This window comes from Peribacillus sp. NPDC055009, from assembly GCF_053608705.1.
The window spans coordinates 450,026-462,791 of record NZ_JBSGVZ010000001.1 but is presented as its reverse complement, the minus strand read 5'-3'; the positions used below and the strand labels follow the sequence as shown (position 1 = coordinate 462,791).

The window sequence follows — 12,766 nt, the reverse complement described above, 5'->3', positions numbered from 1 at the left end:
CCACCCATCTCTCTATTTTTGAAGGTTTATCGTGAAAACCTTCTCGTATGAAGGGGACGCTCCAAGATGTGTTTGATATAACGCAACCTGATCTGCTTCAAAATGCTTATCCTTCATATTCGCTATCTGGCGGACGCTCTCCAACGAAAAGGGACTTTCACCCTCGAATTTTCTTGCCAGCGTTATATGAGGCTTAAACGGCTTTTTATCAAGTTCAAAACCCGCTTCGATACAAGAATTATAGACTTTCCTTTGGATGGCAAATAGCCTATCTTGCTGCTTGACGCCTGCCCAAAGGATCCTTGGACTGTCACTCCTGCCAAAACCGCCGATATCGCCGAGTTCCAAACCGAATGAAGCCTCATTGGAAAGCTCGCTTTCCACACGCCCCATGGCATCCTCTTTCAATGTATCGGGAGCATTGCCCAAAAATGCCATCGTAATATGATAATCGGCTGGATGCAGCCATTTCTTAAATGGAAATTCTGGCTTCAGTCGTTCCGTAACGGCATTTAAATAAGCCTTAATATCATCAGGCAATACTAAAGCAAAGAAAAAATGAGTATTCATGGTCACGTTCATTCCTTCCTATTTTCCCTTTAATTTTACCATAATTCCCATTGCATATACCTTTTCTTGGGCTTCCTAATAAATATTCCCTCCATCAGGAATATTCCAAATCATACTTACTATGAACACGGTCCAGGAAGGATTTTTTCGGGCTTGGTCGGATTATCACCCAGCTGGGTCGGATTATATCCGAGCTGGGTCGGATTATACCCGAGCTGGGTCGGATTATACCCGAGCTAGGTCGGATTATCTCCGAGCTAGGTCGAATGATCAACCCGCTGGGCCGGATTATCCGCGCACAAGGTCGAATGATCAACCCGCTAGGTCGGATTATACCCGAGCTAGGTCGGATTATCTCCGAGCTAGCTCGAATGATCAACCCGCTAGGTCGGATTAACGAAACACACAGCAAAAATCCAAACAAAAAAGGACCAAAGATTGGTCCTTCCCTGCTTCTTTTAACTAAAAACTGTTTCGTAAAGCAGGAACAAGTTCAGTCCAATGATAAGGACAGCTATAAGCCAAGCTACGCTCGAGGTGATTTTATGGTTGACCAGGCTGCCCATGATTTTTTTATTACTTGTAAACAAGATCAAGGGCACTAGGGCAAACGCGATGCCAAACGAGAGTACAACTTGGCTCATCACAAGTGCTTTGGATGGATTCACTCCCCATAATATTATGAGCAGGGGCGGAACGGTTGTAATGATCCTTCTCAAATAAATGGGTATATGTCTTTTAATGAATCCCTGCATGACTACATCACCGGTCATTACACCAACGGATGAGCTGGATAAGCCGGCAAATAAAAGTCCTATTCCAAAAAACATCGCGACTGATGGTCCAAGCATGGCCCCGAACTGTTGGTAGGCAACATCCAAGTCCTCAACCAGTGCTCCATTCTTATGAAATAGGGCAGCTGAAACGATGACCATGGCGGCATTGATCGCACCTGCAATCAACATGGCGATGACAATGTCAATGAGCTCAAAACGATAAATCCTTTTTCTTTCCAAATCGTTTACTCCGACTATTCTTCTTTGCGTCAAAGATGAATGAAGGTATATCGCATGTGGCATAACGGTGGCTCCAAGCATACCGGCTGAAAGTAAAATACTGTCCACTCCCTCAAACTTTGGAGTGAAGAGTCCTAAAACAACGGCTGATGTATCAGGTTTTGCATAAAAAACTTGAGCACCAAATGCTATCACAACTACAAATATCATGACAGTGATCAGAGCTTCGAATGTTCGATAACCCCTGCGCTGGATTTCCAAAATGGCAAAGGAACCAATCGCTGCAATTATTGCCGATGTGATAAGCGGTAAGTCAAATAGCAAATAAATCCCTAGTGCAGCTCCTATGAATTCAGCCAGGTCGGTTGCCATTATAACGGCTTCGGCCTGAATCCATAAGAAGAAAGATGTTTTTTTCGAAAATCTTTCCCTGCATAACTCTGGAAGGTTCTTTCCAGTGGCTATTCCCAATTTAGCTGATAGTGATTGTATTAGCACAGCCATTAAATTGGATGCGAAGATAACCCATAATAGCGTATAGCCATATTTTGATCCGGCTGTAATATTGGTCGCATAATTCCCTGGATCAATATAGGCCACAGCTGCTATAAAGGCAGGCCCTAGATAGGGAAGAAGTTTTTTTATTCCTCTCGAAGAAGATTGATGCAACGCATCGGACATATCTATGTCAACTCCTTTTTAAACGCAACTTAAATTGTTGCGACAGGTAAACTTTTTAGGTTATTAGCAAGTATATTCCTGGTTCTTGAAAATGTCAAAAAGGGAGGATTGCATATGGAGTAATTAACTCGGAGATGTCTATCTCGCTTCCGACTACACATATAAAAACCCCTTTGCCAATAGTGGCAAAGGGGTTTTTTTTCTAGTTAACGGAACCGCATTGCTTTTCGATTTCCTCGGAAAACAGTTTCTGCAGTCTTCGGGTAATCGGACCGGGTTTCCCGGCTGCAATCGATTGGCCATCGATATTTATAATTGGTGTCACTTCGACGCTAGTGCTTGTATAAAGGACTTCGTCGGCTGCCATCATGTCCTCGACCGTGAAGGCTTCTTCGACATAGGGAATCACATGATCCGCGCAAAGTTTCAGCATCACCTGACGAGTAATTCCATTCAGGATCAAGTTTGTGGCCGGATGCGTTTTAAGTTGCCCATCCACCACGATTGATACATTTGACGAACTACCCTCCGTCACCGTACCATCACGATGCTGGATCGCTTCATCACAGCCTGCTTCGATCGCTTGCTGTTTAGCCATTATATTACCAAGTAGATTTAAACTCTTGATATTACAGCGCAGCCAGCGTATATCGTCGGTGGTAACAGCATTGACCCCTGGCTTCATTTTGCCTGTATAAGGCATTTCCTTTGTATAGGCGACAAAGACCGGTTCCACCTCTGCATTTGGAAAAGAGTGTGTACGCGCAGATACTCCTCTTGTCAGCTGCATATAGACGATACCGTCCTTCAGTTGATTTTCAGCGATCAGCTTTTTCATGCGGGTTTTGATTTCCGCTATGGTAAAGGGAACCTTCATCTGTATCAACTTCGCACTGTCGATCAGACGGTTCAAATGCATATCCCCTGTAAATAATTCACCATTATAAACCCGGATGACTTCATAGACGCCATCACCGAATTGATATCCCCGGTCTTCAATATCTACCTTTACTTCGGACCTGCTTTTAAGGTCGCCGTTAAAAATGATTTTTCCCATGTCTTCTCCCTCTTTACCTCTTATTTAGCCAATTCATGAATGGCACGTGCATAAATGGACGTAGCCTTAAGCATATCCTCAATATCAATATATTCATCTTTCTGATGCGCAATGTCTTCGCTGCCTGGGAAAAGCGGGCCAAATGCAACGCCTTCTTTCAATGAACGGGCATATGTGCCGCCGCCAATCGAAAGAAGCTCGGCTTTATCACCTGTCTCCGCTTCATACACTTCCTGCAAGGTCTTGATCAAGAAGCTTTCACTGTCCACATAATGTGGAGTTGAATGCGAATTAGTCTTCACTTTCAAATTATATGCCGCAAGCCTTTCTTCCAGCGCCGCCTTTTGCTGTTCCCACTCAAACGTGACCGGATAACGCATGCTGAAACCGATCGAGCTGTCGCCTTGTTTAGAATAATTGAAAACGCCGGCATTGATCGTCAATTCTCCTGTTTGCTCATCCGAATAAGCCACACCTAAATTATTTCCGCGGGAATCTTCGAACAAACGATCCTTGATGAAAGTGAAGTAGGCTTTCGCATGCGGATCAAGAGTGAGATCAGCTAAAAATACAGCTAAATGTAGACCTGCATTTCTTCCATTGTTCGGTTCCATCGCGTGTGCCGAGACACCATTCATTTCAAGCAGCACTTGATTTTTTTGCGGAACGGCTTGCCCCTCCAATGAGTACTTTTGCAAATAATCCTGATAGTTTGCCGCCACTTCAGCAGTGTTGTCCGTTTCCACAATAGCCGTCGCAAAATCCGGTACCATATTCGTCCTTCGACCTGAAGAAAACTCGATGACATTCACGTCTGAGTTCGTGCCATTTCCTGCATCGGCAGGATGGATAACCGAGAAATCCCAGATTCCTTTTTCCGCACTGATGATCGGGAAGTCAGCATCTGGTGCGAAGCCTATCGAGGGCATTTCCTCCACTTCAAAGTACCGGTCAACGCAGCGCCAATTCGATTCTTCATCGGTTCCAATGATCATCCTCACACGTTTGTTCAAAGGTTCTCCTAGCTCCCGGACCAGCTTCATCGCATGATAGGCAGCCATCGTCGGCCCTTTATCATCGATTGCACCGCGAGCATATATGCGGCCATTGCGGATTTCAGCGCCAAACGGATCCGAACTCCAGCCATCTCCCTCTGGTACCACGTCGACATGGCATAAAATCCCGATTAACTCCTCGCCTTCCCCCATTTCGATATGACCAGCGACATTATCGACATTTTTCACAGTAAAACCGTCTTTTTCGCCTAATTGAAGCATGAAATCAAGCGCTTCCTTCACCCCTTTACCGAGTGGGGCCTCCTCTGTCGGGTGTTCTTCATCAAGTACACTTTTTATTTTCAATAAGTTTTGAGTATCCAGTAATAAGTCCATTTTCCGTTTTTCAACTTCTTCTCGCCAATTCAATTCACTCAAAATACGACAACTCCTCTTTTATATATATTTTTCATTTTATCACTTTTACTACCTGATTCGCCAAGCGTTGCTACCTATTCTTCGTATTCCCGTATTATCGCTACCGTCAAACTACCGATAAAAGCCCTTACATAAATAAAAAACACCCCGTTGATTTCCTCTCCAGGCACTTGCTTTCCGCGGGCGTTCCGGGAGCCTCCTCGGCACTATACGCCGCCGGGGTCTCCCTTGGACGCGCTTTTCCCGTAAGAGTCTCGCACACCTGTTCCATCAACAAAAATTTAGATAGACTTCCTTTTGTCTACAAAAAAAACACCCTCTTTTATTAAAAAGAGGATGATTTCATTAAACTATCGGCATCCATAAGCTTTGTAACTTTTCGGTTTAGCCTTGGGATGTATAATGCTAAAAACAAAGAACGTCCTAAACTGAAAGCCAGGAATGCAAGCCATAATCCATGATTGCCATGATTGCTGACTGCTGCGAATTGGACTATTAGAAAAGCCATTAGTGCAAGGAGCATCGAGTTCCTTACTGGAACGGCTTCAGTCGCACCGGTGAACACTCCATAAAAAATGAGTCCGATAAAGGCACTGAATGGGAATAGGACTATCCAAAGTCCATATTCATGGGCCAATTCGATGACGCCGGGAATATCCGTGAATAAGAGAATGACCTCATCACTGAATAGATAGTAAGATGCGGCAAGTATGAACGAAGCATACAAGCCCCACCGTGCCGATAGTGAGAGTGTTTTTTTATAAAGGTTTATATCTCTTGAACCAATCGCCTTCCCGACCAGAAGACTCGATGCATTCGCGAAGCCATCAAAGCAATAGGCCATCAGGTAATGGATTTGAATGAGTACGGCGTTTGCCGCCAGTGTCTCTGTCCCGAAAGTGGCTCCCTTGGCCGTAAAAAGATTGAAAACCGTGATCAGGCAAATGGTCCTGATGAATAAATCCCTGTTGACCACCATCATTTTTTTCAGGGAAGCCCGATCGAACCCCTCCCGGAATGAAAATGAATCCGGTACGTTGACCGCTTTCCGGATCACCCACAAGCCCAGGAAAAACGCGGCAATCTCTGATATCAATGAAGCGGCAGCAACCCCTGATACAGACCATGAAAAGCCATTTACAAAAACGAGGCATAAGACTATATTGATCACGTTCATGAAAACTTGAATGAACAAAGATGTTTTTATCCTGGATTTCCCGATTAACCAGCCTAAGATGACATAGTTCAATAATGCAAAAGGTGCCCCCCATATCCGGATGCCGAAATAGTCTGCGGCAAAGGTGGAAACGTCCGATTCCGGACCGATTGCGCCTAACGAAACATTCAAAATGGGCTTCTGGATCACGATAAAAAGAAGACCGATGATCGCTGCTATGAAAAATGGCCGAACCAAGGCCATCAGGCTTTGCTTCTCATCCCTTGCCCCCTCCGCTTGTGCAGCGAAGGCAGATGTACTGACCCGAAGAAAACCAAAAAGCCAATACATCGTATTAAAAATAATGGTTCCGACAGCCACTCCGCCAATATAGGCGGGATCGCTCAACTTTCCAACCACAGCCGTATCGACCGCACCAAGCAAGGGCGTACTCATCGTCGAAATCGTAAGCGGGATGGCCAAGGAAAGATACATTCTGTTATTCATAAAATGATGACCTCCAATGTACAGAAAAGTTCTGAAAAGTTAGAATTGGAATGATGTTATAAAAATTTGTATCCAAAGTACAAAAAGTTTGCAGTATTCCATTTTAATCACTAGAATTGAACATATGGTGCTCCCCAACATGCATACGATGCCTCTACAAGATTACTTGTTAATCGGTTCAAATAGAACGGATTAAGCTATTTTAGATATTGATGATCTACGGTATCAAATTTGTAGATTAAAAGATTGATAACGCTCTCAACATGGGAATTCCTTTTTCCACAAACGTACATGAATTTTTTTACCCAGCAAGAAAAAGCAAAATCGCAAGCGAAAAAATAAAAAGCTTGACGGATTTTAAAAGGAGTTATAGTATTGCTCGTTGATAATATAACTTTTGAACTATGCTTGAACATATATTCATCGTTATAACAACCAATTAGGAGTGATCATGATGGGAAGATTGACTAATAAAGTAGCCATTATCACTGGCGGAGCATCTGGTATGGGTAGGGAAATGGTTGACCTATTCACAAAAGAAGGAGCACAAGTCATTGCTGCTGATATCAATGAAAAAGCTGTAGCTGTTGTGAATGAATTGGATAACGTCCATGGAGCTGTACTTGATGTATCTTCAGACGAAAGCTGGAAAAAAGTGACGGATGAAGTTATCGCTAAATTTGGCAAGATCGACATTTTGGTTAACAATGCCGGTATCTCAACGGAAAAAGGCATTAACGATACGTCATTGGCCGATTGGCAGCTAATGTTAAGCATCAATGGATTTGGACCATTCCTTGGAATGAAACACGTTGTTCCTTACATGGCTAAAGAAGGTAAAGGCGCAGTCGTGAACATTTCTTCCTTTACTGCTCAAATCGGAATGGGCTTAAACTCTTATTCTGCTTCAAAAGGTGCTGTTCGTGCTATTTCCAAGGCTGCCGCAACGCAATATGGCCGCATGGGTGTCCGTGTCAACGCTGTATTCCCTGGTATCATCGAAACACCGATGACTCAAAAATTAGAAGAGTCAAAAGAGTTAGTGAACCAAATGATCAAGGCAACACCATTACAACGCTTGGGTCAGCCGGCGGATATTGCAAATGCCGTGCTTTATCTTGCTTCCGATGACGCTTCATACGTAACTGGTGCCGAGCTTGTCATCGACGGTGGATACTCAGCTCAATAATTATAGGCAGAAATGGAAAAACCCGTTTCTGGAATCCAGAAACGGGTTTTTCTGATTCAATAAAGAAATTTTGAAGTTGAAATGATTTAAGTTAACACACCAATGAAATAGCCAAAAGTCGTAAATACCAAACACCAGCTGAAAGCACCTGCTCCGGCAAAGATAAAGTACTTTCGTTTCCCCATTCCATTCATACCGGAAATGTAACTGGCGAAGTGACGGACTCCTGGGATGAAATAGGCTATGATAATGGTCCAAGGACCGTATTTATTGAACCATTTCTCCAATTTTTCCAACCTCGCGGGGGTCATTTTGATCCACTTACCATACTTCCTCAAAAAAGGCTTCCCTACCTTTTTCCCGATGAAATAACTGAAAAGCATCCCGGATATCGATCCAAGGAAACTGACAAGGAATGCTCCCTGGACATTCAAAACGGAAATGGATGACAAATAGCCGACAAAAGTCATCATGAACTCATCAGGAACCGGCAAGCCGATAATCCCAATGGCCAACAGCCCATATATCGCGAAATAACCATAGTTTGATATTAAATCCTTTACTATATCCATCTATAGTACTCCATCTCAGCACCCTTTTTTAAAGTAATCCAATTTCTTATGCGGGCCTGGGTAACGTGATTACTTCTTTTTAATAGGATAACCTAATTTAACCCAAATGAGTTGATTTTCATAAAAAAAGATAAAAAAAGTAGAATTGACACGTTTTTTGTTGAAAAACCTGTATGACAATGGAATGTAAAACGCAACAATAAAGCGGACTCTAAACCTGAGTCCGCTTCTTCTTATTTCACAATCTTTATTTCATTGATCGGCCAATACACTAGATTCGCCTTGCCTACAATTTCATCGACGGAAATCGTGCCGATTTCACGGCTATCCAAACTATTTTGGCGATTGTCCCCCATAAGGAACAGCTGACCTTCCGGCACAGTCATGCTGCCTGTAATATCTTCGAGCTTGAAGGATTCAGTCAGCGGCACCCCTGCCATCTGATTCTTATATTTGTCCAAGTATGGTTCTTCATAAGCTTTCCCATTAATATAAAGCGTATCATCTTTATATTCAATATGGTCTCCTGGCAGACCGATAACCCTTTTTATATAATCTTTATCTACCGTTGCATGAAAAACGACAATATCAAACCGGTCGATATTATCGATACTCGTTCCAAACTTGGTAAGAACAATTCTCTCGTGGTCTTGCAGAGTCGGCATCATTGACTCACCGTCCACGACAATCGGTGCAAAAATATACGTTCGAATTAAAAAAGCTAGAATGACTGCAATCAATATCGCTTTTATCCATGAAAAAACTTCTTTTCTATTTTCCAATCGAAGTCCCTCTCTCTGTTTTTTATTCATGCCATTATATCATAATCCTTTAATGATCACGTCATACAAATACCCACATTTTACACATTGTCAATTACTTCCATTTTTCATATTGGATATCGATGCTTTCCAACTCTATTTCCCTGCGCTGCATTTTGGCTGGACAAATCGCATTATATGTACGTACTTTCTCATTTATTTCATCAATTCGTTTCATTATTTCAGATTCAGGTCCATTCATTTTTTTCAATCGAACCAATCCGGATAACTCTTCCCGAATTTCTTTTTGCCATTTTATCCAAAGCGGAAGGTAGCCGGCATCCTTGGCCTTTGCCAAGAAATTGTCATATATATTTCCCGATAACGCCGACTCCGGAAGCGGTTTTCCAAAGCCAGGATTATTCTTCAACCCGCCGTCACGTTCATATTCCTTAAAAATCTGATCCATCCAGTTTACATGCCCGTGTTCTTTGCCCATAAACAATCCCCCTTCAGATCACTTTATGTTACATCTATTTACAATTATAACATTTTTATCAATATCCACTCCACCCTGAAAGACACTTTCTACTATTATATATGCATACCTTTCAGCCAAATACATTTAGACATCAAAAAAGGATTCCCTATGACGGGAATCCTACAGACTGTAAACAAACCCGTTGAAAATCAAGTTTATCTACAGTTTTTATGAGGGTTTGTAAAATCTAAGGATGTCGATTGAAACGTAGGGCACTCGCTTTCCGCGGGCGGTCCGTTAGCCTCCTCGGCGCTTTGCGCCTGTGGGTCTACCCTCGACTCGCTTATCCAGCAGGAGTCTCGCACACCCGCTCCAATCAACTTTTTTTGAAATTCAGATAAACCCTTGCCTACAAATTCAAGGATTCCCCCTATTGCGGGAATCCTTTTTTGCCATCTATTTAACTGTGATTTTCCTTTTTACTTCTGCCTTGTTCTTCGATTTATCCGTAACTGTGTAAGTCAATGTATAGTTACCTTTTTTCTTCGTATTCACAGTCCCTGTTATTTTGATCTTACTTGTTAAACTTCCATCAAGATTATCTTTCGCAGATACACCTGATTTAGGATTGAATGTCGAGTTATAGGCAATGGTTTTGCTTTTGGTACCGGAAATGACCGGCTTGGTGCTGTCTACCGTAATCTTTCTTGTGACTGTCGCAGTATTTTTCGATGAATCAGTGATTGTATACTTTAATGTATACGTTCCCTTTTTCTTCGTATTCACCGTACCTGTCACTTTGATTTTACTAGTCAAGTTGCCATCAAGGTTATCTTTCGCAGAAACACCTGATTTAGGGTTGAATGTCGAATAATAGGCAACTGTTTTACTATTGGCTCCCGAGATGACCGGCTTGGTGCCATCAATCGTGATCTTCCTTGTAACTGTCGCTGCATTTTTCGATGAATCGGTGACCGTATACTTCAATGTATAGGTCCCCTTTTTCTTCGTATTGACTGTACCCGTCACTTTGATTTTACTAGTCAAGTTGCCATCGGCATTATCCTTGGCACTCACGTTCGTTTTTGGACTGAATGAAGAATTAAGTTTGATGGTTTTATTCCCGGCACCTGAAATCACTGGCTTGACTTGATCATAAACAGTTATTTTCCTTGTGACCTTGGCAACATTCCCAGCCTTGTCGGCTACCGTATAAGTCAAATTATAGGTGCCCACTTTCTTGGTATCCACCTTACCTTCGACACGTATGACACTCGTTAAGTCACCATCTTTATCATCCTTCGCCTTTATGCCGGTTTTAGGATTGAAGGTTGAGTTGAATGGTATCGATTTACCGGCAGCTCCTGAAATCACAGGCATATCCGTATCCTTGACAATCGATGGCCCATTGGAGATGTAAGCCGATGAAACATACCCCTTAATACTGTTGTCTTCCGTTTGTACGGGGTAAAAGACAAATTTATTTCCCGTAGATTCGTGATAATCAAAATTCCCTGTGATGATCATGCTTGTATTTGGTGGCACACGTACTGCACCTGCCGTAGTGCTTATTTCTTTCCTGATATTCGCACTGGATGTCGTCACAACTTTGTCTCCTGCCTTGAACCAATAAACGGAGTCATGCGTTTGATCTGTCAGTGTGTATTCAAGATTTTTAAAGATGATATTTTCGGTGCTTTCCCGGTCATATTGAAAGTCCGTTGTTTTGAATGGATATTTGGCCAGTTTTGTGCCATCCAAATAACTTTGTTTTTCTATCTCAGCAAAAACTTCCTCTTGGTAGGCACTCGCATTTCTTTGTCCGTTTTCCTGGTAAAGAGGACTGTTCACCGGTTTTGTCCCATTGTATGCCATGACAGGGAAATACCAATTTTCGATGACCCTGCGTCCTGCACCTTTGATCTTCGGCAAATCACTTCTTGAATACATGCCACTCAGGACCTCGACGCCTGCCTCGATATTGTAGACTATATCATTTTCCAGCTTTTTCTGATCATATCCAGTTTTATTGGTAAGCTGCATTAGACCGATACCGCCATCGTCGGATTTAATCGGTTTACCGTCCTCATTAAATTGCCTCCAATCTCCGTTTTCCTGTGTAGCCACCGCTTTTACCACTTCAGGGGGGATTTCAGCCTCTATTGCTGCATTCGTCAGTAAGCAGTTAATCTGCTTATGGGAAGGATTTTCATTGGGTTGAATCTCACCGAATGATGAACACGCATTGGTTATACCAGACTCCGCAAAAGCCTGTCCATTGAACAAACCGAGTGTTAAACAGGTCAGTGCCCCAACCTTCAATAATGGTATTTTCATTGATCGAACTCCAGTCTATTTATATTTAAATCTATAATAATAGTAACATGATAGACTGGTTATTGCAGGTATAAAAAGGTATATACTCCTATAATATCCTTACAGCAAATAAAGGAGCTTACCCGCATTTTCGGGCCAGCTCCTTTATTTTCAAATCACAGAACTATGTATGGTGTCGTATTATACGATCACTTCCACCGTTTCCCTCGGCTTCCTTACAAGGCACATGATTCCCGGTACGATGAAGAAGATAAGCGGCCAAACATAAAAGATCGTCAGAATGCCCGTAATGATCAATAAGATTCCGGCTCCCTTCGCTTTGCCGCCTTTTAATAGAAAGATAGCGATCAAACCGCCTGCCAAGGCAATGAACAGCGATATGATTCCAGCCCATAATAAGCCCATAAAAAATTTGACTGACATATCTATCTCAGATGAAGAAAACTCCTGAGAATCTGTCATTAATGAGTAGTCCACCATTTCTTTCAAATCGATACTGTTGAGATAAACGGCCGTTATGATCGTCACGATTAAAAAAATTGCAGCGATGCTCACGCCTATGATACTTAATACGTATTCCCATGTCCGTTTCATTTGCTTCGCCTCCCTGGAAAAGTCACTTATATATAATACCCAATCCGGGAAGGAATAAAAGACTTTTATTCTTTACTTCTTAAAATCTTACGAGCGTCCATTTGGCAAGGCTAATCCAATCTACCCCTGCCATAACTCGCAAACAGGAAACCGACCCGGAGATACGGCCGTCACTCATCCTTCTTTTTCAATCGTTCATTTAATTCATCTCTTTTATTTTCAAGGTTATTCATTTTTGTCATATGTTTTATAAAGAAACGGATCGACTTCACAACCATTACGAATAGCAGAACTAGCAGGGCAAGGTAGAATAATTGCCATAAAATATCAACAATATTAAACATTAAGTCACCCCCTGTCTATGAATGGTAAACATCAATTCTGGCCAATAAAAGCAGTAAGTGATGCCTTT

The 12,766-nt window shown here is 42.4% G+C and carries 12 protein-coding genes; 1 reads left to right on the top strand and 11 read right to left on the bottom strand.

Features of this window, described 5'->3' with window-relative positions:
* Positions 1 to 12: 12 nt before the first annotated feature.
* The 5 genes from thpR to ACWF5P_RS02315 form a co-directional block, all read right to left on the bottom strand.
* Entirely contained in the window at positions 13 to 570 is a 558-nt protein-coding gene (gene thpR / locus ACWF5P_RS02335; protein ID WP_230176851.1) for an RNA 2',3'-cyclic phosphodiesterase, read from the bottom strand.
* Positions 571 to 1,028: 458 nt separating this feature from the next.
* The gene (locus ACWF5P_RS02330) at positions 1,029 to 2,267 is read right to left on the bottom strand and encodes an Nramp family divalent metal transporter (RefSeq protein WP_452444552.1); all 1,239 of its coding nucleotides are present in this window, start codon (positions 2,265 to 2,267) and stop codon (positions 1,029 to 1,031) included.
* A 202-nt stretch (positions 2,268 to 2,469) separates the two neighbouring features.
* Positions 2,470 to 3,324 (bottom strand): D-amino-acid transaminase, encoded by an 855-nt coding sequence (dat, locus tag ACWF5P_RS02325; RefSeq protein ID WP_452444551.1) that lies wholly within the window; start codon positions 3,322 to 3,324, stop codon positions 2,470 to 2,472.
* A gap of 20 nt (positions 3,325 to 3,344) precedes the next feature.
* Positions 3,345 to 4,757: a dipeptidase PepV gene (gene pepV, locus ACWF5P_RS02320; RefSeq protein ID WP_034309301.1), complete on the bottom strand. Its 1,413-nt coding sequence runs from the start codon at positions 4,755 to 4,757 to the stop codon at positions 3,345 to 3,347.
* A gap of 325 nt (positions 4,758 to 5,082) precedes the next feature.
* Positions 5,083 to 6,420: an MATE family efflux transporter gene (locus ACWF5P_RS02315; RefSeq protein ID WP_452444550.1), complete on the bottom strand. Its 1,338-nt coding sequence runs from the start codon at positions 6,418 to 6,420 to the stop codon at positions 5,083 to 5,085.
* Between the two features lie 454 nt (positions 6,421 to 6,874).
* On the opposite strand from ACWF5P_RS02315, the gene ACWF5P_RS02310 reads away from it, so the two are divergent.
* On the top strand, positions 6,875 to 7,609 hold the full coding sequence (locus tag ACWF5P_RS02310; RefSeq protein ID WP_101222983.1) for an SDR family NAD(P)-dependent oxidoreductase: 735 nt from the start codon (positions 6,875 to 6,877) through the stop codon (positions 7,607 to 7,609).
* An 86-nt stretch (positions 7,610 to 7,695) separates the two neighbouring features.
* Here the strand turns inward: ACWF5P_RS02310 and ACWF5P_RS02305 are convergent, their stop codons facing one another.
* The 6 genes from ACWF5P_RS02305 to ACWF5P_RS02280 form a co-directional block, all read right to left on the bottom strand.
* Positions 7,696 to 8,181: a DedA family protein gene (locus tag ACWF5P_RS02305; protein WP_402898525.1), complete on the bottom strand. Its 486-nt coding sequence runs from the start codon at positions 8,179 to 8,181 to the stop codon at positions 7,696 to 7,698.
* Positions 8,182 to 8,414: 233 nt separating this feature from the next.
* Positions 8,415 to 8,993 carry a signal peptidase I gene (gene lepB, locus ACWF5P_RS02300; protein ID WP_101222985.1) on the bottom strand — a complete coding sequence of 193 codons (579 nt, stop codon included), beginning with the start codon at positions 8,991 to 8,993 and terminating at the stop codon, positions 8,415 to 8,417.
* Between the two features lie 64 nt (positions 8,994 to 9,057).
* Positions 9,058 to 9,441: a DnaJ family domain-containing protein gene (locus ACWF5P_RS02295; RefSeq protein WP_101222986.1), complete on the bottom strand. Its 384-nt coding sequence runs from the start codon at positions 9,439 to 9,441 to the stop codon at positions 9,058 to 9,060.
* A 438-nt stretch (positions 9,442 to 9,879) separates the two neighbouring features.
* Entirely contained in the window at positions 9,880 to 11,760 is a 1,881-nt protein-coding gene (locus ACWF5P_RS02290; protein WP_452444549.1) for an immunoglobulin-like domain-containing protein, read from the bottom strand.
* Positions 11,761 to 11,940: 180 nt separating this feature from the next.
* Complete coding sequence (locus ACWF5P_RS02285; protein ID WP_452444548.1) at positions 11,941 to 12,354, bottom strand: DUF4064 domain-containing protein; 414 nt, start codon at positions 12,352 to 12,354, stop codon at positions 11,941 to 11,943.
* Positions 12,355 to 12,524: 170 nt separating this feature from the next.
* Complete coding sequence (locus ACWF5P_RS02280; RefSeq protein ID WP_157831021.1) at positions 12,525 to 12,698, bottom strand: hypothetical protein; 174 nt, start codon at positions 12,696 to 12,698, stop codon at positions 12,525 to 12,527.
* Positions 12,699 to 12,766: the final 68 nt, after the last annotated feature.

Bases quoted from the DNA above. Each gene is read 5' to 3' on its own strand.
- ACWF5P_RS02310 (WP_101222983.1), top strand. From the start codon at position 6,875: ATGGGAAGATTGACTAATAAAGTAGCCATTATCACTGGCGGAGCATCT.
- thpR (WP_230176851.1), bottom strand. From the start codon at position 570: ATGAATACTCATTTTTTCTTTGCTTTAGTATTGCCTGATGATATTAAG.
- ACWF5P_RS02330 (WP_452444552.1), bottom strand. From the start codon at position 2,267: ATGTCCGATGCGTTGCATCAATCTTCTTCGAGAGGAATAAAAAAACTT.
- ACWF5P_RS02285 (WP_452444548.1), bottom strand. From the start codon at position 12,354: ATGAAACGGACATGGGAATACGTATTAAGTATCATAGGCGTGAGCATC.
- ACWF5P_RS02295 (WP_101222986.1), bottom strand. From the start codon at position 9,441: ATGGGCAAAGAACACGGGCATGTAAACTGGATGGATCAGATTTTTAAG.
- ACWF5P_RS02305 (WP_402898525.1), bottom strand. From the start codon at position 8,181: ATGGATATAGTAAAGGATTTAATATCAAACTATGGTTATTTCGCGATA.
- dat (WP_452444551.1), bottom strand. From the start codon at position 3,324: ATGGGAAAAATCATTTTTAACGGCGACCTTAAAAGCAGGTCCGAAGTA.
- ACWF5P_RS02315 (WP_452444550.1), bottom strand. From the start codon at position 6,420: ATGAATAACAGAATGTATCTTTCCTTGGCCATCCCGCTTACGATTTCG.
- lepB (WP_101222985.1), bottom strand. From the start codon at position 8,993: ATGAATAAAAAACAGAGAGAGGGACTTCGATTGGAAAATAGAAAAGAA.
- ACWF5P_RS02280 (WP_157831021.1), bottom strand. From the start codon at position 12,698: ATGTTTAATATTGTTGATATTTTATGGCAATTATTCTACCTTGCCCTG.
- ACWF5P_RS02290 (WP_452444549.1), bottom strand. From the start codon at position 11,760: ATGAAAATACCATTATTGAAGGTTGGGGCACTGACCTGTTTAACACTC.